General features: G+C 68.1%; 22 protein-coding genes. 8 read left to right on the top strand and 14 right to left on the bottom strand.

What is annotated here, in order from left to right; translation table 11 throughout:
- Positions 1-38 precede the first annotated feature (38 nt).
- Positions 39-929 carry a LysR family transcriptional regulator gene (locus tag ACSION_RS08055; RefSeq protein WP_435305595.1) on the top strand — a complete coding sequence of 297 codons (891 nt, stop codon included), beginning with the start codon at positions 39-41 and terminating at the stop codon, positions 927-929.
- Here the strand turns inward: ACSION_RS08055 and ACSION_RS08050 are convergent.
- The 7 genes from ACSION_RS08050 to prmB all read right to left on the bottom strand — a co-directional run bounded on the left by ACSION_RS08050 (position 926) and on the right by prmB (position 8,488).
- A complete protein-coding gene (locus tag ACSION_RS08050; RefSeq protein WP_435305594.1) occupies positions 926-1,558 on the bottom strand; it encodes a phosphoribosylanthranilate isomerase in 633 nt (210 codons plus the stop codon). The two genes, ACSION_RS08055 and ACSION_RS08050, sit on opposite strands and share 4 nt — an antisense overlap.
- A 22-nt stretch (positions 1,559-1,580) precedes the next feature.
- Positions 1,581-2,378: a tRNA pseudouridine(38-40) synthase TruA gene (gene truA, locus ACSION_RS08045; protein WP_435305593.1), complete on the bottom strand. Its 798-nt coding sequence runs from the start codon at positions 2,376-2,378 to the stop codon at positions 1,581-1,583.
- Positions 2,379-2,393: 15 nt separating this feature from the next.
- Complete coding sequence (locus ACSION_RS08040; RefSeq protein WP_435305592.1) at positions 2,394-4,148, bottom strand: FimV/HubP family polar landmark protein; 1,755 nt, start codon at positions 4,146-4,148, stop codon at positions 2,394-2,396.
- 39 nt (positions 4,149-4,187) lie between these two features.
- Positions 4,188-5,213, bottom strand: coding sequence for an aspartate-semialdehyde dehydrogenase (locus ACSION_RS08035; protein WP_435305591.1), 1,026 nt, complete (start codon positions 5,211-5,213; stop codon positions 4,188-4,190).
- A 75-nt stretch (positions 5,214-5,288) separates the two neighbouring features.
- Positions 5,289-6,323, bottom strand: coding sequence for a 2-hydroxyacid dehydrogenase (locus ACSION_RS08030; RefSeq protein ID WP_435305590.1), 1,035 nt, complete (start codon positions 6,321-6,323; stop codon positions 5,289-5,291).
- Positions 6,316-7,419 carry a chorismate synthase gene (aroC, locus tag ACSION_RS08025; RefSeq protein ID WP_435305589.1) on the bottom strand — a complete coding sequence of 368 codons (1,104 nt, stop codon included), beginning with the start codon at positions 7,417-7,419 and terminating at the stop codon, positions 6,316-6,318. The genes ACSION_RS08030 and aroC overlap by 8 nt, the downstream gene beginning before the upstream one ends.
- Positions 7,420-7,558: 139 nt before the next feature.
- Positions 7,559-8,488: a 50S ribosomal protein L3 N(5)-glutamine methyltransferase gene (gene prmB / locus ACSION_RS08020; protein ID WP_435305588.1), complete on the bottom strand. Its 930-nt coding sequence runs from the start codon at positions 8,486-8,488 to the stop codon at positions 7,559-7,561.
- A gap of 137 nt (positions 8,489-8,625) precedes the next feature.
- Here prmB and ACSION_RS08015 point away from each other — a divergent pair, with 137 nt between their 5' ends.
- Positions 8,626-9,279, top strand: a complete 654-nt coding sequence (locus tag ACSION_RS08015) for an SCO family protein (RefSeq protein WP_435305587.1) — start codon at positions 8,626-8,628, stop codon at positions 9,277-9,279.
- Positions 9,276-10,118 (top strand): archaetidylserine decarboxylase, encoded by an 843-nt coding sequence (gene asd, locus ACSION_RS08010; RefSeq protein ID WP_435305586.1) that lies wholly within the window; start codon positions 9,276-9,278, stop codon positions 10,116-10,118. The genes ACSION_RS08015 and asd overlap by 4 nt, the downstream gene beginning before the upstream one ends.
- Here the strand turns inward: asd and ACSION_RS08005 are convergent.
- Together ACSION_RS08005 and ACSION_RS08000 are read right to left on the bottom strand one after the other, a co-directional pair.
- The gene (locus tag ACSION_RS08005) at positions 10,003-10,788 is read right to left on the bottom strand and encodes a lysoplasmalogenase (protein ID WP_435305585.1); all 786 of its coding nucleotides are present in this window, start codon (positions 10,786-10,788) and stop codon (positions 10,003-10,005) included. The genes asd and ACSION_RS08005 overlap by 116 nt on opposite strands.
- A gap of 3 nt (positions 10,789-10,791) precedes the next feature.
- Entirely contained in the window at positions 10,792-12,372 is a 1,581-nt protein-coding gene (locus ACSION_RS08000) for a transglycosylase SLT domain-containing protein (protein ID WP_435305584.1), read from the bottom strand.
- Between the two features lie 135 nt (positions 12,373-12,507).
- Between ACSION_RS08000 and ACSION_RS07995 the strand changes: the two genes are divergently transcribed.
- From ACSION_RS07995 to greB, 3 genes are read left to right on the top strand one after another with little or no spacing between them, the layout of a single operon-like run.
- Positions 12,508-14,010, top strand: a complete 1,503-nt coding sequence (locus tag ACSION_RS07995) for a helicase HerA-like domain-containing protein (RefSeq protein WP_093490602.1) — start codon at positions 12,508-12,510, stop codon at positions 14,008-14,010.
- 8 nt (positions 14,011-14,018) lie between these two features.
- On the top strand, positions 14,019-14,417 hold the full coding sequence (locus tag ACSION_RS07990) for a copper resistance protein NlpE N-terminal domain-containing protein (RefSeq protein ID WP_435305583.1): 399 nt from the start codon (positions 14,019-14,021) through the stop codon (positions 14,415-14,417).
- A gap of 1 nt (position 14,418) precedes the next feature.
- Positions 14,419-14,922 (top strand): transcription elongation factor GreB, encoded by a 504-nt coding sequence (greB, locus tag ACSION_RS07985; protein WP_435305582.1) that lies wholly within the window; start codon positions 14,419-14,421, stop codon positions 14,920-14,922.
- Between the two features lie 3 nt (positions 14,923-14,925).
- On the opposite strand, the gene ACSION_RS07980 is transcribed toward greB, so the two are convergent.
- Together ACSION_RS07980 and rimO are read right to left on the bottom strand one after the other, a co-directional pair.
- Positions 14,926-15,753: a DUF3025 domain-containing protein gene (locus tag ACSION_RS07980; RefSeq protein ID WP_435305581.1), complete on the bottom strand. Its 828-nt coding sequence runs from the start codon at positions 15,751-15,753 to the stop codon at positions 14,926-14,928.
- Complete coding sequence (gene rimO, locus ACSION_RS07975) at positions 15,750-17,111, bottom strand: 30S ribosomal protein S12 methylthiotransferase RimO (RefSeq protein ID WP_435305580.1); 1,362 nt, start codon at positions 17,109-17,111, stop codon at positions 15,750-15,752. The genes ACSION_RS07980 and rimO overlap by 4 nt, the downstream gene beginning before the upstream one ends.
- 139 nt (positions 17,112-17,250) lie before the next feature.
- Here rimO and ACSION_RS07970 point away from each other — a divergent pair, with 139 nt between their 5' ends.
- Both ACSION_RS07970 and ACSION_RS07965 read left to right on the top strand, forming a co-directional pair.
- Positions 17,251-17,910, top strand: coding sequence for a dienelactone hydrolase family protein (locus tag ACSION_RS07970; RefSeq protein WP_435305579.1), 660 nt, complete (start codon positions 17,251-17,253; stop codon positions 17,908-17,910).
- Complete coding sequence (locus ACSION_RS07965) at positions 17,907-18,314, top strand: HIT family protein (RefSeq protein ID WP_435305578.1); 408 nt, start codon at positions 17,907-17,909, stop codon at positions 18,312-18,314. Before ACSION_RS07970 ends, ACSION_RS07965 begins: the two co-directional genes overlap by 4 nt.
- Before the next feature lie 3 nt (positions 18,315-18,317).
- On the opposite strand, the gene ACSION_RS07960 is transcribed toward ACSION_RS07965, so the two are convergent.
- The 3 genes from ACSION_RS07960 to apbC all read right to left on the bottom strand — a co-directional run bounded on the left by ACSION_RS07960 (position 18,318) and on the right by apbC (position 20,421).
- On the bottom strand, positions 18,318-18,854 hold the full coding sequence (locus tag ACSION_RS07960; protein ID WP_435305577.1) for an RDD family protein: 537 nt from the start codon (positions 18,852-18,854) through the stop codon (positions 18,318-18,320).
- Positions 18,855-18,890: 36 nt separating this feature from the next.
- Positions 18,891-19,463: a dCTP deaminase gene (dcd, locus tag ACSION_RS07955; RefSeq protein WP_435305576.1), complete on the bottom strand. Its 573-nt coding sequence runs from the start codon at positions 19,461-19,463 to the stop codon at positions 18,891-18,893.
- Between the two features lie 94 nt (positions 19,464-19,557).
- The gene (gene apbC, locus ACSION_RS07950; RefSeq protein ID WP_435305575.1) at positions 19,558-20,421 is read right to left on the bottom strand and encodes an iron-sulfur cluster carrier protein ApbC; all 864 of its coding nucleotides are present in this window, start codon (positions 20,419-20,421) and stop codon (positions 19,558-19,560) included.
- Positions 20,422-20,612: the final 191 nt, after the last annotated feature.

Here is a 20,612-nt window from a genome sequence, read left to right as displayed (position 1 = left end):
CGACTATTCCGGCTAAATACGTGAGATAAACTCACGACATGGCCCGCCCGCTCCCGTCATTGAATGCCCTCCGTGCCTTCGAGGCCGCCGCCCGCCTGGGCAGCGTCAGCCAGGCGGCGGTCGAACTGCACGTCACCCATGGCGCCGTCAGCCGCCATGTCCGCGCCCTGGAAGAGGCCCTCGGCCGGCCGTTGTTCGTCCGCGACGGACGGGGCCTGGCCCTGACCGCCGACGGCCATCGCCTGCGCGACACCGCGGGCGAGGCCTTCGGGGTGCTGCAGGCGGGCTGGACGGCCCTCCAGCGCGGTCCGCGCGCAGCCGCGCTGGTGCTGGGCTGCCCGGGCAGCCTGCTGGCGCGCTGGGTGATCCCGCGGCTGGAGCGCCTCGCCACCGAGCTGCCGGACCTGAGGCTTCATTTGTCCGCTCAGGAAGGTGCGATCGATCTGGCGGCCGCCGGGCTGGATGCCGCCCTCCTGCTGGGCGAGGCGCCCTGGCCGGCGGGTTGGCAGGTGTGGCCGCTCGCGCCGGAACGGATCGGGCCCGTGCTCAGCCCCCGCCATGCACGGTTCGATGCATTGCGCGACGCATCGCCGGAGGCGCTGCTGGACGAACCCTTGCTCCACACCACCTCACGGCCGCAGGCCTGGCCACGCTGGCTCGCCGCCCAGCACTTGGACGACACGCCGCGCCTGGGTACCGGCTTCGATCACCTGACCTACCTGCTTGAAGCGGCGGTCGCCGGGCTCGGTGTCGCCATCGCGCCGCGCGAACTGGTACTGGCCGATCTCGACAGCGGCCGACTCGTCGCGCCGTGGGGGTTCACCGACACCGGCGGGACGTGGGCGTTGTGCGCCGCACGCGGGAATCCGGATGCGCGGTTTCCGTTGCTGGCCGACTGGCTGCGCCGGGATTTGGCGTCCGCCGCCTAGCCGCGGGCATCCGCCACGCGCACGGCGTCGACGAAGCGTCGCATCTTCTCCGCGTCCTTCTCGCCGGGCGCCGTCTCGATCCCGCTGGACACATCCACGCCCCAGGGCCGTGCCGTGCGCAGCGCCAACGCGACGTTTTCCGGTGTCAGGCCGCCTGCGAGCAGGCACGGCTTTCCGGTCGCCACCGGCATCTGCCGCCAGTCGAAACGCTGGCCGCTGCCGCCCTGCTCACCCGCCGCATGGCCATCGAACAGGAAGCCGCTCGCGTTCGGATAGGCCGCCAGGCTGGCGAATGCGCTTTCGCCCTGCCCGCCCATCGCGATCGCCTTCCAGAACGGGCGACCCATCGCGACGGCGAACGCATCGTCTTCCGCGCCATGGAACTGCAGCACGTCGGGCTGGAGGGTTTCGACGATCTGCTCGATGTCCTGCCGTGGGTTGTCCATCACCAGCGCGACCACGCCGATTTCTTCCGGCACGAGGTCGCGCAGCATGCGGGCCTGGCCGAGCAGCAACCGGCGCGGACTGCGCGGCGCGAATACCAGGCCGATGTAGTCCACGCCCAGCTCCACCGCCAGGCGGACGTCCTCGGCGCGGGTCAGCCCGCAGAACTTGATGCGTGTATGCATGGCGGCAGGGTAACCCGCCGGCTCAGCCCACGGTGGCAGGCAGCGTCACTTCCGTCGGCAGGCCCCATTCGGCCGGATACAGGGGGCTGACGAAGACCAGCCCGTCCGGCGGCGCCGTGGGCCCCGCGACGGTGCGGTCGCGGCCTGCGAGCAGTTCCGCGATCCACGCCTCGGGGCGTTCGCCCCGCCCCACCACCAGCAGCGACCCCACGATGTTGCGCACCATGTGGTGCAGGAACGCATTGGCCTGCACCTCGACGACCACGCGCTCGCCCTGCCGCGCGACCGAGATCGCATGCAGGTTGCGCATCGCGTGGGGCGACTGGCAATGCACGGTGCGGAAGGCGCTGTAGTCGTTTTCGCCCAGCAGCACCTGCGCGGCGCGGTGCATCGCGTCGGCGTCCAGCGGCATGCGTTCCCAGCTGAGGTACTGGCGCTCCAGCGCGGGTCGCGCGAGCCGGTTCACCAGCGAGTAGCGGTAACGCCGCGCACGCGCGGAAAACCGGGCATGGAAGTCGTCCGCCACCGGCTGGCACCAGCGCACGCAGACGGCAGGCGGCAGGCGTGCGGTTGCGCCCAGCAGCCAGCCCCGCGGCGTGCGCGCGACATCGCTGTCGAAATGGACTACCTGGCATTGCGCATGCACGCCGGCATCGGTGCGGCCCGCGCAGATCGTGTCGACCCGCGTATCCGCCACCGATGACAGCGCGTTCTCCAGCGCCGCCTGCACGGTGGTGTCGTCCGGGGTGCCGGACTTGGTCAGCCGCTGCCAGCCCAGGAATCCGCCGCCGTCGTATTCGACGCCCAGCGCGTAACGCATCAGTGTTTCACCCGGTCATCCGATCTCGCGTAGCAACTGCAGCGCTTCGTCGCGCGCGCCGGCATCGGCGCCCGCGGCGACTTCGTTCAGCAGGTCGCGTGCCGTGGCGACATCCCCCAGATCGAGGTAGGCGACGGCCAGCTCCAGACGATCGCGGCCCGCGGGTGCCGCAGCAGGCGCTTGGGTCGCGGCCGGCGCACCGCCGGAATGCCACGTCGGGCCCGATGCTTTCACGGGTGCCGGTGCAGGCGCCGGTGCAGGCGCGGGTTTCGGCGCCGGCTTGGCGGGTGCCGCGGCCGGCACGATCACCGGCTCGAGCACGGGCGTCGGTTCGGTCGCCACCGGTTCGGCCGCGGGGGCCGGCATGACGGCGGCCAGTTCGGCGGCGCGGCTGGACGAAGGCGCATCGCCGAGTACGGTGCTGCGCGCGACCGGTGCGAGGCGACGGCGGCGCTGGGCGAAGCCCCAGGCCAGCGAACCGACCAGCAACAGGCCGAATCCGGCCCAGGCCCACACCGGCACGCCACCGTCGCTGCCGGATGCCTGCGCCAGGCGCTGCTGCGCGGCGGCCAGGTCGCTGTCCTTCATTGCGAGCAGCTGTTCCTGCTGGGTCTTCAGCTTCTCCAACTCGGCGACCTGGGTGCGCAGCTCCTGCACTTCGGCATCGCGCGCGGCCAGGTCTTCCTTCGATTGCTGCAATTGTTCGTTCGCCAACATCTCGCCCTCACCGCCGGCACTGACGCCGGACTGCGTTCCAGAACCCGATGCGCCTGCGGCGGCGGGTGCGATTTCCAGGCGCGCATCGGCGACCGGCGCCGTGCGCGGTGCCGACGGCGCTGCAGCAGCCGGTGCCGGCTCGACCACCGCGGCTGGCTGCGGAATCGGTGCGCGGGCACGTCGCCATTCGGCGATCTGGCTGCGGACCAGTGCGGCCGCCTCGTCCTCGAGGATGGTCTGCGCTTCGGCCGATTCCGGCACGCGCAGCACCGCGCCCTGCTTCAGCAGGTTGATGTTGCCGTTGATGAAGGCCTCGGGATTGGCGCGCAGCAGCGCGACCATCGCCTGGTCCAGCGTATAACCCTGCGCGCGCGCCAGCGGCGCCGCGACCTGCGACAGCGACTGGCCGCGGCGCACGGGCGCCAGTGCATCGCCGGGTGCGACCTGCGGGGCCGGCGTCGCCGCGACGGCAGGCGAAGGGGCGGGTCGCGTCGGCGCGGGTGGCGGCACCTGCTCGGCCGGCGCGGGTTCGGGCGTGGCAGCCACGACAGGCTCGACGGGCCGCGCGATGGTGTCCGCCGGTGCGGCGACCGGCGCGTCGATCACCGGCTGTTCGGCCGCTGCCAGCGTGCCCGGCGTGCTGACGAGCGCGGAGTACTCGCGCACCAGGCGGCCTTGGCCCCAATCCACTTCGATCAGGAAATTGACCGCCGGCACGTCCACCGGCGTGCGGCTGGTGACACGCACGACCGGGCGTCCGGCTTCATCCAGCGCGACGCTGAAGTCCAGCTCGTTGACCAGCCCCTGCGGGCGCGGCAGACCGACGCGCTCGAACGTCGTCGGCGACGCCAGCCGCGCGCGCAACTGCTCCAGCTCGCCCGGCTCGCTGGAAATAATCGGAATCTCGGCCAGCAGCGGCTGGCCGGGTTGCGATTTGACCTTGATCTCCCCCAGGCCGAGCGCGAGGGCGACATTGCTCAGCAATGCCAGCCCCAGCCCGATCATGCCGGCCAGGCGGAGTCTTGCCGTCCGAGGTCTGTGCTTCGGTTTCACGGCCCTTCCCCCATGTTTCCCGGGCACGACTATAGCCGCTCAGCCGCCGTTCGCCACCAATTCGGCCAATTGCACGGCGTTCAGGGCCGCGCCCTTGCGGATGTTGTCGGCGACCACCCACAGGTTGAGGCCGCGCGGATGCGAGAAGTCCTCGCGGATGCGGCCGACGAACACCGGGTCGCGGCCGGACGCGTGGGTCACCGGCGTCGGATAGCCGCCCGCCTTGTGCTCGTCCACCACTTCCACGCCCGGCGCGGCACGCAGCAACTCGCGCGCCTGCTCCGGGGTGATCTTCTCCTTCGTCTCGATGTTGACGGCTTCGGAGTGGCCGTAGAACACCGGTACGCGCACCGCGGTGGGGTTCACCTGGATGTTGTCGTCCTCGAGGATCTTGCGCGTCTCCCAAACCAGCTTCATCTCTTCCTTGGTGTAGCCGTTGGGCAGGAACTCATCGATGTGCGGGATCAGGTTGAAGGCGATCTGCGCCTGGAACTTCTTCGGCTCGATCTCCTGGAACGCCAGCAGCTGCGCGGTCTGCCGGCCCAGTTCCTCGAGGCCCGAGCGGCCGGCGCCCGACACCGACTGGTAGGTCGCCACGTTGATGCGCTCGATGCCGTACTTGCGATGGATCGGCGCCAGCACCGGCATCAGCTGCATGGTCGAGCAGTTGGGGTTGGCGATGATGCCGCGCGGGCGGTTCTTCGCCGCATGCGGGTTGACCTCCGACACCACCAGCGGCACATCGGCGTCGTAGCGGAAGGTCGAGGAGTTGTCGATCACCACCGCACCGGCGGCGGCGAACTTCGGCGCGTACTCCTTGGACACACCGCCGCCGGCGGAGAACAGGGCGATGTCAACGCCGGTGGGGTCGAACGTGTCGAGATCGAGCACATCGACCTTCTGGCCCTTGAACTCGACCTGCGTGCCGGCGGAACGCGCCGAGGCAAGCAGGACGAGCTTGCCGACGGGGAAATCGCGCTCGGCGAGGATGGACAGCATGGTTTCGCCGACGGCGCCGGTGGCCCCCACGACGGCGACGGTGAAGCTACGGTTTTGGTTGCTCATGGAAGATGGTTTTCGCGAAAAGGGAGTGAAGACAGCGGACAGGAGGGCTGTGTTCGGGGAACCTGCGGGCGTGCCTCAGGCTCCCTGTCGTTTGGCGGTGGTGATGCCGGCGGTGGTGGCGAGCGCTTCCGGATTCACCGGTGTCGGCGGACGTCCGGCCTGCGGGCCTTCGCCGAGCGCGGCGATCAGGTTGTCGATGGCCAGTGCCACCATCGCGCGGCGGGTGGCCAGGCTCGCGCTGGCGATGTGCGGCGTCAGCACCACGTTGCGCAGCGCCAGCAATTCCGGACGCACGGCGGGCTCGCCTTCATACACGTCCAGGCCGGCGGCAGCGAGACGGCCGTTCGCGAGCGCGTCGGCCAGCGCGACTTCATCGACGATGCCGCCGCGCGCGATGTTCACCAGCGTCGCACTCGGCTTCATCTTCGCCAGCGTCACGGCATCGATCAGGTGATGGACCTGCGGCGAATACGGCAGCACCAGCACCACATGGTCGGCGCGGCCGAGGAGATCATCGAAGCCGGTGTAGCTCGCGCCGCATTCCCGTTCGACCGTGTCCGGCAGGCGACTGCGGTTGTGGTACAGCACGCGCATGCCGAAGCCGCGCGCACGACGGGCGATGCCCTGCCCGATCCGGCCCATGCCCACGATGCCCAGCGTGCTGCCGTGCAGGTCCGCGCCCAGCAGGGTGCTGAACGACCATTGCTGCCACTGGCCTTCACGCAGCCAGCGCTCGGCCTCGGTGATCCGGCGTGCGGTCGCCATCAGCAGTGCGAAGCCGAAATCGGCCGTGGTCTCGGTGAGCACGTCCGGCGTGTTGGTGGCGACGATGCCGGCCGCGGTCAGCGCGGGGACGTCGAGGTTGTTGTACCCCACCCCGACGTTGGCGATCGCACGAAGATGCGACGCTTCCGCGATCTGCGCCGCGCCGATCTTTTCGTTCAGCGTCACCAGCGCCCCGGCGCTGTCGCGCAGCGCGTCGGCGATGGCCTGGGGGCTGTGTTCGGTGACGGACTCGGTCGCGTGCACGTCGAAGTGCGCCGCCAGCCGTCCGACGAGATCGTCGAACAGCGGTTGCGACACCCAGACGCGCGGCCGCGATTCAGCCATCGACGCTGCCCGGCACATGCGGCGGCACGTCGCCGACGTCGCCGCACTGCGCGCGATGGCGCAGGGCCTGGTCCATCAGCACCAAGGCCATCATCGCTTCGGCGATGGGCGTGGCACGGATGCCTACGCAGGGGTCGTGGCGGCCGGTGGTGATGACGTCGACGGTGTTGCCGTCCACGTCCACCGTGGCGCCCGGCAAGCGCAAGCTGGACGTCGGCTTCAGCACGATGGAGGCGGTGACCTGCTGGCCGGTGGAGATGCCACCGAGGATGCCACCGGCATGATTGGACAGGAAACCGTCCGGCGTCATCAGGTCGCGATGCTCGGTGCCCTTTTGGGTAACGGCCGCGAAACCGTCGCCGATCTCCACGCCCTTCACCGCATTGATGCTCATCAACGCGGCAGCAAGATCGCCATCGAGCTTGCCGTAGATCGGTTCGCCCCAGCCGGCGGGCACGCCGTCGGCGACGACATTGACGCGCGCGCCGATGGAATCGCCCGACTTGCGCAGCGCGTCCATATAGGTTTCCAGCGCCGGCACCTGCGCCGCGTGCGGCCAGAAGAATGGGTTGTCTTCCACCGCGCTCCAGTCGAAGCCTTCGGGGGTGATCGGCCCGAGTTGCGACAGGTAACCACGCACGCTCACGCCATAACGCTGCTGCAGCCACTTCTTGGCGATCACGCCCGCGGCCACGCGCATCGTGGTCTCGCGTGCGGACGAGCGTCCGCCGCCGCGCGGATCGCGGATCCCGTACTTCTGCCAGTAGGTGTAGTCGGCGTGACCGGGCCGGAACTGCCGTGCGATGTCGGCGTAGTCCTTGCTGCGCTGGTCGGTGTTGCGGATCAGCAGCGCGATCGGCGTGCCGGTCGTGCGCCCCTCGTAGACGCCGCTGAGGATCTCGACCTCATCGGCCTCGCGGCGCGCGGACGTATGCCGCGACTTGCCGGTGGCGCGACGCTCCAGGTCGTGGCGGAATTCTTCCGGCGCGATCTCCAGCCCGGGCGGGCAGCCGTCGACCACGCAGCCGATGGCCGGCCCGTGCGATTCGCCGAACGTGGTGACCGTCAGGAGTTTTCCGAAACTGTTGCTGCTCAAGCGCCGCTCCGCGGATGGGAACTATCGGTGCCGGGTCTTCAAGCATCGCATACCGGCCACCCTATTGTGCAGTGCGCCAACGTCGTTCGCGACGGTTGCAGGCGCAACCGCTGCGGGCACCGCAAGGGATTCCGGCGCCTTATTTTCGCGTGGCGGCGAGCGCGGTGATGCGCGCGTTGTGGCGGATCAGTTCCGCGCATTCGACCGCGAAGATGCCCATCTGGCCCACCTTGAATTCGATCCAGGCGAACTCGACGTCCGGCAGCAGCCTCACCAGCGCGTGTTCGGACTCGCCGACTTCGCAGATCAGCAGTCCGTCCTGGCTCAGGTGCAGCGGCGCATCGCGAAGGATCTTCAGCACCAGGTCCAGGCCATCGTCGCCGGCGCGCAGGCCGAGTTCCGGTTCGAAGGAGTACTCCTTCGGCAGCGCATCGGTCTCGTCGTTGGTGACGTAGGGCGGATTGGTCACGATCAGGTCGTAATGGCGACCGGTCAGCCCGGAGAACAGGTCCGATTTCACGAAGTGCACGTTGTCCGCGTGCAAGCGGGCCTTGTTCTCCGCCGACAGCGCGAGGGCGTCGTCGCTGATATCGACGCCATCGACCTGCCAGTCGGGGTGGTAGTGCCCCATCGCAATGGCGATGCAGCCCGAACCGGTACACAGATCGAGCGCGCGATTGACCTCGCGGCCGCCCAGCCAGGGCTCGAAGCCGGCTTCGATCAGCTCGGCGATCGGCGAACGCGGCACCAGCGCGCGCGCATCGCTCTTGAAGCTCAGTCCGGCGAACCAGGCCTCGCCGGTCAGGTAGGCGACCGGTACGCGCTCGCTCACGCGACGCTCGAACAGCGCCAGCACCTGCGCCTTCTCGGGCGTGGTGACGCGCGCCTGGCCATAGGCCGGGCCCAGGTCCGGCGGCAGGTGCAGGGTGTGCAGCACCAGGAAGGTCGCCTCATCCAGCGCGTTGTCGTAGCTGTGACCGAAGGTCAGGCCGGCGGCGTTGAAACGGCTGGCGCCGTACCGGATCAGGTCGATGATGGTGTGCAGTTCGGCGGCGACGTCGGCGGTCATGGCAAGGCTTGTGAAGACGCCGGAACGGCGAAGGCCGCCGATTATAGGGGCTGCCCCGGTATCATGGCCGCCTTGCCGCCGCGCCCATGCGGCGCCGGCCCACGGGCCGCACCCTGTTTCGTGGGAATCCCCAGCGCATGTTCAACAAGAAGATCGGCCTCATCCTCGTCCTGGCGCTCGCCGCCGGCCTGGGCCTGCTGGCCGCGCAGAAGTTCTTCGGCCCGGTGACCCCGGCGACGCAGTGGCCGCCCACCGAGGCGGTGACCCTGTTCCCGCAGGCGCGCCCGCTGCCGCCGTTTTCGCTGCGCCAGTCCGACGGCACCCAGTTGGCCGACGGCGAGCTCAAGGGCCACTGGACGCTGGTATTCCTGGGCTTCACCTTCTGCCCCGACGTCTGCCCCACCACGCTGGCCGAACTCGCCCAGGCGCAGGCGCAATGGAAGGACCTGCCCGACTCCACCCGTCCGCGCGTGCTGTTCGTGTCGGTGGACCCGGAACGCGACACGCCCACCCGCATCGGCGAGTACGCGCATGCCTTCCATCCCGACACGATGGCCGCGACCGCGGACGTGCCGACGCTGGAGAACTTCGCCAAGTCGCTGGGCTTCGTCTTCATGAAGGTGCCGGGCGATGGCTTCGACCAGAACCCGAACGACTACAGCATGGACCACTCCTCCGCGATCGGCGTGCTGGACCCGCAGGGCCGGCTGGCCGGCCTGATTCGTCCGCCGTTCCAGCCCAAAGCGATCGCCGCGGACATGCGCGCGCTGACCGAGGCGTCGTCGAAATGAGCCTGCTGACCTCGCTGACCTACGTCCTGCCGCACCGCTTCCTGTCGTCGCTTGCGCGGAAGCTGGCGTACTCCACCTCGCCGGGCACCAGCCGCTGGCTGATCGATACGGTGACGAAGAAGTTCAACGTCGACCTCGGCGAGGCCGCGAATCCCGATCCGCGTTCGTATCCCAGCTTCAATGCCTTCTTCACCCGCGCGCTGAAGCCCGGCGCCCGCGTCGCCGATGCCGATCCGCGCGCACTGCTGATGCCGGCCGACGGCCACATCAGCCAGTGCGGCCCGATCAAGGACGGCCGCATCTTCCAGGCCAAGGGGCAGTCGTTCACGGCGACCGAACTGCTGGGCGATGCCGCGGCGGCGGAGCCGTTCCGCAACGGCCTGTTCGCTACGGTCTACCTGTCGCCGCGCGATTATCACCGCGTGCACATGCCGTGGACCGGCACGCTGCGGGAAACCGTGCACGTGCCCGGCCGGCTCTTCAGCGTGGGCACCGATGCGGTAGCGAACGTGCCGCGCCTGTTCGCCCGCAACGAGCGCCTGGTCTGCCACTTCGACACCGATTTCGGCCCGATGGTCTCGGTGATGGTCGGCGCGCTGCTCGTTTCGGGCGTGGAAACGGTGTGGAGCGGCGAGGAAATCCCCGCTTACGGCACCGCGATCACCCGCAAGGACTACCGTGGCAAGGGCATCACGCTGGAGCGTTTCGCCGAGATGGCGCGCTTTAACTACGGCTCCACGGTGATCGTGCTGCTGCCGCCCGGCGTGGCAACGCTGACGCCGGAGCTGCAGGCTGAATCGCCGGTGCGGTTGGGTCAGCGACTGGCGTCGCTGGCCTGATTCCACCCCCGGTCACCTGCACTGATCGCGCGATGCACCACTGCGCGATCCAGTAGGTCGCCAGCACGAACGTGCTCGCCAGCGGAATCGGCGCGCTGAAGCGATCCAGTGCCAGCAAGGCATCGGACGCCACGAAGAACGCGCCGCCGATCGCCGCCACGCGTGTTTTGGTATCAGGATGTTCGCGCCACACGCTCGCTGCCTGTGCCGCCATGCCGGCCAGGGCAATGACGTACACGATCACGGGCAGCTTCAACTCGTTCGGCAACCCGGGCCACAGCCGGGCGAGTACGCACGACGCGACCACGGCGTAGACGACGACGGGCCAGCGCACACGCCACCATCCGCCGCGCTGGCGCAAGGCCCACAGATACGCGAGGTGGGCCAGCAGGAAACTGCCCAGGCCGAAGACGAAGCCGTCGAACGGCAACATCAGGAAGATGTCGCCCGCCGTGGAGAGCACCAGGCCGATCCCGATCCAGCGTGCGTATAGCCCGGTTCCACCCGTGCGCCGACGCGCCATCGCCAGGATCAACAGCGTCGTCAGCGGCTTGAAGACGTAGTGCAGGCCACGTAGCCCGTCGATCTCAGCGCCGAGGATCGCCAACGCCGCGCTGGCAGCGATGGCGAGTATCCAGACGACACGACTGCCTTCCCTGGGCGTCGCCATCGGTTACTTCTTGCAGCTTTCCAGCGTGAGCTCCTGGCCCGGCCGCACGGCGTAGGCCGGCGCCTTCAGGTTGTTCGCGCGTGCGAGCTTCTTCTGGTCGCATTGGAAACGCTTGGAGATGCGCCCCAGCGTGTCGCCCTTGGCGACGCGGTACTCGCGGGCCTGCTTGGCCTTGGGCTCAGCGGGCTTCGGCTCGCCGGTCGCCACCGTGGTCGGGACGCCGGCTACCGGCATCACGTCGCCGACGGCGACGTTGCCGGTGAGCTGCGTGCGACGGATGGCGGCGGCGGGATCCGCATTGACCAGCGTGCGGGCCAGCTCGGCGCGTGGACCGTTGATGCAGTAGCGCGCATAGAGACCCGCGATGCGCGCGCTGGCTTTCAGGGTGGTGCCGGCTGGAATCCACGTCTCCGGCTGGTAACGCGGATTGAGGTTGCGCAGCGTGCGCATGTAACCCTCGCGGGTGCCGCCATTGCCCAGGCAGATGGTCAGCTCGTAGATCGAGGCATCGCGCGCCAGCTTCAGCGGCGCCGGCTGCGCGTTGACCTTCGGGAATTCCAGGCCGTACTGGCGCGGGTGCAGGAACAGCCACGCCGCCGCAATCACCATCGGAACGTAGTCGCGCGTCTCGCCAGGAAACTGGCTATAGACCACGTCGTCCCAGAACCCAAGACCGCTGTTCTCGCGATAGACACGTGCGGCACGGCCCTCGCCACCGTTGTAGGCGGCTAGCGCGAGCTCGATATTGTTGTTCAGGCCTCGCATGCGCTCGTTGATGTACGCCGCGCTGGCCTGCCCGGAGGCATAGGGGTCGTAGCGCGTATCGAAGCCGCTGGCATCGCGGCCGAGCCCGAAGCGCGCACCGGTGTTGAACATGAACTGCATCGGTCCCGCCGCGCCGGCACGCGAGGTGGAATGCACTTTGCCGTTGGATTCCTTGGCCATGATGCCGAACAGCAGGGCTTCCGGCAGTCCGCTGCGCTCCCAGGCGGGGTACAGCTCGGCGCGCATGTTCTGGTAGTTCTCGTAGCTGTCGATCAGCGCCGGCCGCATGTCGGTCAGCCAGCGGCGGATACCCGCCTGGATGGCGGGGTTGTACTCGACCATCCGGTCGAACGCGTGGCGCTGGTCGTTGAGCAGGGCCGCGGTGCGGGCCGTCTCCGGCACCGCGGTGCCGGCGGGCGTTGCATGGTCGGTGCCGTCGTCCAGCGCGTCGATCGCGTCGCCCTCGTCCTCCGCGTCCGCGGTCTGCCCGTCGGCATTGTCCTTCAGCAGCCGCTTGTAGCTGGCCAGCAGCGTGTGCACCTGGCAACCGCGCTGCTTGATGCAGGCGTCCAGCACGTCCTCCATGTCCTCCAGTGCCGCATCGCTCTCGCCTGCACCGCGGGGATCGCTGTTGGCCACCAGCACCAGCCCGTCGCGGTACCGCTTCTCCGCCACGGCCATGCGTTGCTCCAGCGCTTCGACGGCGGCGCGATCACGCGCGGACACGCGCTGGGCATGGGAGACGGGCGAAACCAGCAACAGGGACAAGGTGGCCAGGACAGGCCAGTAGCGCAGGCAAGCAGGAACTGCGAAGGACATCAGGCATGCATCCAGAGTGTGAGTCGGGAGGGTAGCCCCGCCCGCGCGCCGCGGGCAAGGTCAGGCGTCATGGAATGTTGCACCGCCGCTCATGTACTGCCGCTAGAATCGGGCCATCACCACGCGAGGTTGAACATGGATCCGATCCTGCTGGGCAAGGGCGTCACCGACGACATTCCGGTCACGCTGCAGCCGAAGTTCGGCAACCGCCACGGCCTGGTGGCCGGCGCCACCGGCACCGGCAAGACGGTGACGCTGATGACGCTCGCGGAGGGTTTCTCGCGAATGGGCGTGCCCGTGTTCATGGCCGACGTGAAGGGCGACGTGGCCGGCCTGGCCGCCGCAGGCGACGGCAGCGAGAAGGTGCTGCAGCGCGCGAAGGACATCGGCATCGCCGACTACGCGCCGGGCGCGAATCCGGTGATCTTCTGGGATCTCTACGGCAAGCTGGGCCATCCGGTCCGCACGACCGTCAGCGAGATGGGCCCCACCCTGCTCTCGCGCATCCTGGAACTCAACGACACCCAGAGCGGCGTGCTCGACATCGTGTTCAAGCTCGCCGACGACCGCGGGCTGTTGCTGCTGGACCTGGAAGACCTGCGTGCCCTGCTGGGCCTGGTCGCCGCCGAGCGCAAGGACATTTCCACCAGCTACGGCCTGGTGAGCACGCAGTCGGTCGGCGCCATCCAGCGCGCGCTGCTGCGGCTGGAGCAGGAAGGCGGCGAGATGTTCTTCGGCGAGCCGGCGCTGGAACTGGCCGACCTGATGCGCACGAATACCGATGGCCGCGGCGTGATCGGCATCCTCGCGGCGGACCAGTTGATCCTGAAGCCCCGCCTGTATTCCAGCTTCCTGCTGTGGCTGCTGTCCGAACTGTTCGAGACACTGCCGGAAGTCGGCGACCTGGACAAACCCAAGCTCGTGTTCGTCTTCGACGAAGCACACCTGCTGTTCGACGACTCTCCGCCCGCGTTGCAGCAGCGCATCGAACAGGTCGTGCGGCTGATCCGTTCCAAGGGCGTGGGCGTCTACTTCTGCTCGCAGTTCCCCGACGACGTGCCGGACAACATCCTCGGCCAGCTGGGCAACCGCGTGCAGCATGCGTTGCGCGCGTTCACGCCGCGCGACCAGAAGGCGGTGAAGACCGCCGCCGAGACCTTCGTGCCGAATCCCAAGCTCGACGTGGCCCAGGCGATTTCCAAGCTCGGCACCGGTGAGGCGCTGGTGTCGACATTGCAGGACAAGGGCATCCCCTCGCCCGTGCAGCAGACGATGGTGTCGCCGCCCCGCTGCCGGATGGGCGCGATCAACGAAGGCGAACGCCAGCAGGTGCGCAACGGCAGCCCTGTCGGCGGCAAGTACGATACCCGCGTCGATCGCGAGTCCGCTGCGGAAATGCTCGCCAAGCGCGCCGAGACCGCCACGCAGGCCGCCCAGGCGCCGCCCGCGAAGACCGAGCAGGACGATCCCGACGCCGGCGGCTTCGGCCAGGCCGTGAAGGACGCGGTGTTTGGCACCAAGCGTCGCCAGGGCATGATCGAGACGATGGCCAAGCAGACCACGCGTACGGTCGGCACCAAGCTGGGCAACCAGATCGTGCGCGGCATCCTGGGCAGCATCTTCGGCGGACGTCGCTGATCACGCGCATGAAGTGGAGTTTCGTACCGTTGGCCTGCGCGTTGTCGCTGGCGGCTTCCGCCGCCAATCCGGCGCCGTCGACGTTCGCCGGCACGTTCTTCGGCAGCCTGCCGGCCGAAGCCTGCGCATCGCAGGACGTGTTGCTCGACCTGGGGGCTGACGGCCGATACGTGCTGCAAGCGCATTGCCAGGACGACTTGCAGGTGGCACCCAGGCGCGCCGGCCGCTGGTCGGTGACATGGAATGGCACCTGCGTGCAGCTCGCGCCGGAAGACGGTCGACCTGCGCAGGAGTTCGCCATCCATGACGACGATCTGCTGGTGTTGACCGCGGGTAGCTGCATCGAGCCGGTCGAGGACCCGCGCGGGCGCACGTTGCAGCGCGCGGAAGCCGCCGGAGAACGCTGACGTGTCGCGCTGGCGCCCACCGGGCGAGAAGAGCACCGCCCTGATCACCCGCGAAGGCCATGATCGCCTCAAGGCGGAGTTGGACGATCTGTGGCGCGTGCGCCGCCCCGAGGTGGTGAAGGCCCTGGCCGCTGCCGCCGCGGAGGGCGACCGCTCCGAGAACGCCGAGTACACCTACCGCAAGAAGCAGCTAGGCGAGATCGACCGGCGCGTGCGCTACCTGAGCAAGCGGCTGGAAGTGCTGCGCGTGGTCGACACCGCGCCCAGCGATCCCGACGCCGTGTTCTTCGGCGCCACCATCGAGCTGGAGAACATCGCCAATGGCGAAACCTCGCGTTACCGCATCGTCGGCCCCGACGAGACCGAGGCGGCCCGCGGCTGGATCAGCATCGATTCGCCGCTTGCGCGTGCATTGTTGAAGAAGCGCATCGACGACGAATTCTCGGTCGAACTCCCCGGCGGCGTTACCCACTTCGTGCTGATGGATGTCAGCTACGCGAGCTGATCGTCACAACGGTCGCGGGTAAACGCGGCCGTCCCGCAAGGGACGGAAGTAGTCCTCCTGCCCGTAGAACGCGGCATCCTGTCCTGCGTGCCACCCGGGAATGCCGGCCAGTGGCAGCGGACGCAATTCGCTTGGCGCAGTGAGGATCGCGCCCGCCGACATCGATTCGATCACCTGCTTGAGCACGTCTGCCGGATCGCCGAGTACCACCAAACACTTGCCGACCAGCAAGCGCCCGGGCACCAGCACCTGCTCCATCAGCGCATGCCCCACCACCGCAGCGACGGTGATGCCGCCGTCATGCCAGCGTGCGGCGTTCGCACGGAACAGTGCCGCCCAGTCGTGCCGATCCCACAGATCCAGCAGTGCTGCATCGCGCACCTGCACGATGACGCCGCTTTCATCGAACTGGGTCAGTGCTTGCTGCGCGGGACTGCGCTCACGCGAGCCCATGCGCGCGATGTGCCTGCACTGCTGCTGGTTGAGCGCGTGCTTGAGAGCCGGATGACGCAGCCAGACCATCGCGTTGAACAGGTCATGCCAGTTATCCGCACGCGTGGCGATGCATCCCTGCGCGGTCCGTGCTTCGTAATGCAGCCCGTCGGCAAGCAAGCCGGCATCCTGTCTCGCGAAACGAGTACCTGAGAGCGGCATCCGCGCATTGAGGGCCTCGATGTCGGGCCAGTGCGGGGCCGTCAGCAGGTCCCGGTACTCGCCATACCCATCGAACAGGGGATGCCGGAAGCATGCGGCATCGACGTGCCCGCGCAGGGGAGCGACGAAACGACGCCGGCCGTTGCCAGCATGCGCGCCCGTCGCCGGCGCGGTCACAGCACCTTGACGTCGAGCGGCCGGCCCGCCGTTTCGACGATGGCATCGCCAATCAGGTCGTGCTCGTCGCTCTCGGTGATTTCCACGTCGACGAACTGGCCGACGCGCAGCCCCAGTTCGCCGCCATTCTGGATATGCACCAGTCCATCGATCTCCGGCGCATCGGCCTTCGAGCGCGCGACGGCGATATCGTCTTCGATCAGGTCCACCAGGCACTGCTGCACCGTGCCGATCTTCGCTTCGAGGCGCGCGGCGGAGATCTCCGCCTGCTTCTCCATGAAACGGGCCAGGCGCTCCTGTTTCACTTCCTCCGGCACCGGGTCCGGCAACAGGTTGGCCGCCGCGCCTTCGACCGGCGAGTAGGCGAACGCACCAACGCGGTCGAGTTGCGCTTCATCGAGGAACTGCAGCAGTTCCTCGAACTCCTGCTCCGTCTCGCCGGGGAAGCCGACGATGAAGGTCGAGCGCAGGGTGATGTCGGGGCTGATCGAACGCCAGCGCTTCACGCGCTCCAGCGTCTTGTCGACGGCGCCGGGGCGCTTCATCAGCTTGAGGATGCGCGGGCTGGCGTGCTGGAAAGGAATATCCAGGTAAGGCAGCACCTTGCCTTCGGCCATCAGCGGAATCACGTCGTCGACGTGCGGATACGGGTAGACGTAATGCATGCGCACCCAGGCATCGAGCTCGCCCAGACCTTCGCACAGCGCCTTCATCCGCGTCTGGTACGCCTTGCCGCGCCATTCCCGTTCGGCGTACTTCACGTCCACGCCGTAGGCAGACGTGTCCTGAGACACCACCAGCAGTTCCTTCACGCCGCCGCGCACCAGGCGCTCGGCCTCGCGCAGCACGTCATCGACCGGGCGCGACACCAGATCGCCGCGCATCGACGGGATGATGCAGAAGCTGCAGCGGTGGTTGCAGCCCTCGGAAATCTTCAGGTACGCGTAGTGGCGCGGCGTCAGCTTGACGCCGTAGTCCGGCACCAGGTCGACGAAGGGATCGTGCTTCGGCGGCAGCGCCGCGTGCAGCGCTTCCATCACGCTCTGGTAGTCCTGCGGACCGCTGATCGACAGCACGTCCGGGTATTGCTCGCGGATCTGCTCCGGGCGCTTGCCCAGGCAGCCGGTGACGATGACCTTGCCGTTCTCGTTCATCGCTTCGCCGATGGCATCGAGCGATTCGGCCACGGCGGAATCGATGAACCCGCAGGTGTTCACCACCACCACGTCCGCCGCGTCGTAGGTCGGCACGATGTCGTATCCCTCCACGCGGAGCTGGGTGAGGATGCGTTCGGAATCGACCAGGGCTTTCGGGCAGCCGAGGCTGACGAAGCCCACCTTGGGGTTCTGCAGGGACATGGGAGTACGGCGGCGGCGTGTACGGGGCCGCGGATTATAGCCCCGGGCCATCGGCAGGCCTGGCCGGGCCGTTCAGACTGCACTCCCCGCACACCCCGCGGCGCCTACACTAGTCCGCCCCCAAGAGCGGAGCGCACCCATGGGCCAATGGCTGCCTTTCGAGTCCCCACACGGCCGCATCCATGCCTGGCGGGCCGACCCCGAGGGCGCGCCGCGCGGTGCGCTGGTCGTGGTGCAGGAGATCTTCGGCGTCAATCCACACATCCGCACCGTGGCCGAGGGCTTCGCGCGGGAGGGTTACATCGCGCTGGCGCCGGCCTACTTCGATCCGATCGAACCCGGCGTGGAACTGGAGTACGACGCCGCAGGCATCGCACGCGGGAAGTCGCTGATCACGTCACTGGGCCTCGAACGTGCAGCGGACATCACCCGCGCCGCCGCCGAGTCGCTGGCAGGCGAAGGCAACGTCGGTACCGTGGGCTACTGCTGGGGCGGCACGGTCGCTCTGCTGGCCGCACTGCGGCTGGGTCTGCCGTCGGTCAGCTACTACGGGGCGCGCAACCTGCCCTTCCTCCAGGAAACGCCGCGCGCGCCCGTGATGTTCCATTTCGGCGAACGGGATGCGTCCATCCCTCCGGAGATGGTCCGGGCCCATCGGGACGCGCTGCCGCAGATGGAAGTTTTCACCTACCCCGCCGGCCATGGCTTCAACTGCGACCTGCGCGCCGATTACGATCCCGTCAGTGCGCGCCTGGCGCGCGAACGCACACTCGATTTCTTCGCACGGAACCTCGCATGACCGACTTCGTCCTCGATCCCCGCCTGGCTGCCGACAGCGCTTTCATCGCCGACGGACCGCTGTCGCAGGTCCGCCTGATGGACGACACCCGCTTCCCGTGGCTGCTGCTGGTGCCACGCGTGAACGGCGTCAGCGAATGGCTGGAACTGGACGGCGGACAACAGCGCCTGCTGCTTGCGGAGATCAACCAGGCCGGGCAGCTCATCCGTGCGCAGACCGGCGTTGAGAAACTCAACATCGGCGCGCTGGGCAACATCGTGCGCCAGTTGCACGTGCATCTGGTGGGACGGCACGAAGGCGATGCCGCGTGGCCGGGGCCGGTATGGGGCAGCGGGAGCGCCATTCGGCATGCTCCCACCGCCTTGAACGCGCAGGTCGATGCCTGGCGCCAGCGCCTGGCATAAGGATCAGGACGTCTTGACGACCCGGGTGCCGGCGATCAGGTCGTGCACGCAGCGCTGATCCGGACGGAAGATCATCAGCGAATCGACCAGCAGGTAGATCACACCCAGACAGGGAAGATTTCCGATCGCGTGCGTCGGCAGGTAGCGCTTCAGCAGCAGGTCTGCGAGCGACGGCTTGTTGCCCTGCAGATCGACGATCTTCAGCGACAGCAGCTTCTTGCCCCAGGTCTGTCCCGTCATCTGCAACGGATAGCCCTGGATCAGCACGAACACGAGGAAGCCTACGGCGGCCCACAGCAGCGTGGTACCCAGCGGCATCAGGCCGAATCCGCCCGAACGCCCCGCTTCGAACGCCGCCTCCCAATAGCCGCCCATGAACATGAGCGGCACCATCACCACCAGGGCGATGCAGCCATCGATCAGGACCGCAACCAACCGCAACGCACGGATTGCCGGGTCGAGCGCGGTGCCGGGCGTCGACGCGACCTCCGCATCAGGCGTGCGATAGGGGTCCTGCGGCATTGGAGGCGGTGCTTGCATCGTGCTTCCCTGCGTTGCGATGGGTGAAATGAACGATCAGGTGCGCGGCAGCGTCACGCCGGTCTGGCCCTGGTACTTGCCGCCGCGATCCTTGTAGCTGGTCTCGCAGACATCGTCGGCATCGGACTGGAAGAACAGCATCTGCGCGACACCCTCGTTCGCGTAGATGCGCGCCGGCAGCGGCGTGGTGTTGCTGAATTCCAGCGTCACGTGGCCTTCCCACTCCGGCTCCAGCGGGGTCACGTTGACGATGATGCCGCAGCGCGCATAAGTACTCTTGCCGAGGCACACCACCAGCGTGTCACGCGGGATGCGGAAGAATTCCACCGTGCGCGCCAGCGCGAAGCTGTTCGGGGGGATGATGCACTCGTCGGCCTCGATGTCCACGAAGCTCTTCGGATCGAAGTGCTTGGGATCGACGATCGTGGAGTTGATGTTGGTGAACACCTTGAACTCGCGCGAGCAGCGCACGTCGTAGCCGTAACTGGATGTGCCGTAGCTGACGATGCGCTCGCCGTTGGCGTGCTTCACCTGCCCCGGCTCGAACGGTTCGATCATGCCCTGCTGCTCGGCCATGCGGCGGATCCAACGGTCGCTCTTGATGCTCATGCAAATCCTGGTGTGTGGGGCGAAGGCCACGCGGACGGCGCGCGGCGGACGGGGAATTGTAGGGCGGGCCCCCGCCCGCCGTCTGCGTCGCGCGCTAGACCAGTGAGGACAGGATGGAAAGCGGGGCGCGCGGGCGCTGGGCCAGCGTGGCCGCCATGACCCGTGCCGTCTGCCGGTAGGCCTGCGCCACTGCCGAATCGGGCGCAGCGACCACGACCGGCTGGCCGGCGTCGCCCTGCTCGCGGATGGCGATGTCCAGCGGCAGCGAGCCCAGCAACGGCACGCCGTACTGTGCCGCCATCCGTTCGCCACCGCCCTGCCCGAACAGGTGCTCCACGTGGCCACAGTTGGAGCAGGTATGGACGGCCATGTTCTCGACGATCCCCAGCACCGGCACCTCGACCTTCTCGAACATCTTCAGCGCTTTCTTGGCATCCAACGTGGCGATGTCCTGCGGCGTGGTGACGATGACCGCCCCGGCCACCGGGATCTTCTGCGCCAGCGTCAGCTGGATGTCGCCCGTACCCGGCGGAAGGTCGATCAGCAGGTAATCCAGGTCGCCCCACAGCGTGTCGTTGAACAGTTGCATCAGCGCCGAGGTGGCCATGGGCCCGCGCCAGATCATCGGCGTGTCCTGGTCGACCAGCAGGCCGATGGACATGGCCTCCACCCCGAACGCCCGCATCGGTTCGATCGATTTGTTGTCCGGGCTGTCCGGCCGCCCCGACAGGCCCAGCATCGCCGGGATGCTGGGGCCGTAGACGTCGGCATCCAGCAGCCCTACGCGGGCGCCTTCGGCCGCCAGGGCCAGGGCCAGGTTCACCGCCGTGGTCGACTTTCCTACCCCGCCCTTGCCCGATCCGACCGCGATGACATTGCGCACACGCGGATGGGGGGAGAGGTTGCCTTGGACGGCATGGGTGCGGGGGCGCTCGGAATTTTCTTTGTTTTCAGTCACTTGATGGGACTTCACGCCATTGTGGTGACGTCATTGTCGCACTGCGTCCGCAGCCACCGAAACCTGAACAGGCCACTCATAACCGTGAAGGCTGCATCACACACGAGAAATAATTCTGTGATACGCGCAACACATTAATTCCGTGTTAATGTCGGGTTGCATGGACGCTTTTGCGCGGCCTGGACCGATGG

It is taken from the genome of Pseudoxanthomonas sp. LjRoot125, assembly GCF_964252705.1.
In the GTDB taxonomy this organism is placed as follows: Bacteria; Pseudomonadota; Gammaproteobacteria; order Xanthomonadales; family Xanthomonadaceae; genus Pseudoxanthomonas_A.
Note: the sequence above shows the minus strand (reverse complement) of the source record. Positions and strands in the feature narration are given on the sequence as shown.

Bases quoted from the DNA above. Each gene is read 5' to 3' on its own strand.
- ACSION_RS07990 (WP_435305583.1), top strand. From the start codon at position 14,019: ATGAAGTGGAGTTTCGTACCGTTGGCCTGCGCGTTGTCGCTGGCGGCT.
- dcd (WP_435305576.1), bottom strand. From the start codon at position 19,463: ATGAGCATCAAGAGCGACCGTTGGATCCGCCGCATGGCCGAGCAGCAG.
- ACSION_RS07995 (WP_093490602.1), top strand. From the start codon at position 12,508: ATGGATCCGATCCTGCTGGGCAAGGGCGTCACCGACGACATTCCGGTC.
- rimO (WP_435305580.1), bottom strand. From the start codon at position 17,111: ATGTCCCTGCAGAACCCCAAGGTGGGCTTCGTCAGCCTCGGCTGCCCG.
- asd (WP_435305586.1), top strand. From the start codon at position 9,276: ATGAGCCTGCTGACCTCGCTGACCTACGTCCTGCCGCACCGCTTCCTG.
- ACSION_RS07970 (WP_435305579.1), top strand. From the start codon at position 17,251: ATGGGCCAATGGCTGCCTTTCGAGTCCCCACACGGCCGCATCCATGCC.
- ACSION_RS08030 (WP_435305590.1), bottom strand. From the start codon at position 6,323: ATGGCTGAATCGCGGCCGCGCGTCTGGGTGTCGCAACCGCTGTTCGAC.
- ACSION_RS08050 (WP_435305594.1), bottom strand. From the start codon at position 1,558: ATGCATACACGCATCAAGTTCTGCGGGCTGACCCGCGCCGAGGACGTC.
- ACSION_RS07960 (WP_435305577.1), bottom strand. From the start codon at position 18,854: ATGCAAGCACCGCCTCCAATGCCGCAGGACCCCTATCGCACGCCTGAT.
- ACSION_RS08035 (WP_435305591.1), bottom strand. From the start codon at position 5,213: ATGAGCAACCAAAACCGTAGCTTCACCGTCGCCGTCGTGGGGGCCACC.
- ACSION_RS07965 (WP_435305578.1), top strand. From the start codon at position 17,907: ATGACCGACTTCGTCCTCGATCCCCGCCTGGCTGCCGACAGCGCTTTC.
- ACSION_RS08005 (WP_435305585.1), bottom strand. From the start codon at position 10,788: ATGGCGACGCCCAGGGAAGGCAGTCGTGTCGTCTGGATACTCGCCATC.
- truA (WP_435305593.1), bottom strand. From the start codon at position 2,378: ATGCGTTACGCGCTGGGCGTCGAATACGACGGCGGCGGATTCCTGGGC.
- ACSION_RS08015 (WP_435305587.1), top strand. From the start codon at position 8,626: ATGTTCAACAAGAAGATCGGCCTCATCCTCGTCCTGGCGCTCGCCGCC.
- prmB (WP_435305588.1), bottom strand. From the start codon at position 8,488: ATGACCGCCGACGTCGCCGCCGAACTGCACACCATCATCGACCTGATC.
- ACSION_RS08055 (WP_435305595.1), top strand. From the start codon at position 39: ATGGCCCGCCCGCTCCCGTCATTGAATGCCCTCCGTGCCTTCGAGGCC.
- ACSION_RS08000 (WP_435305584.1), bottom strand. From the start codon at position 12,372: ATGTCCTTCGCAGTTCCTGCTTGCCTGCGCTACTGGCCTGTCCTGGCC.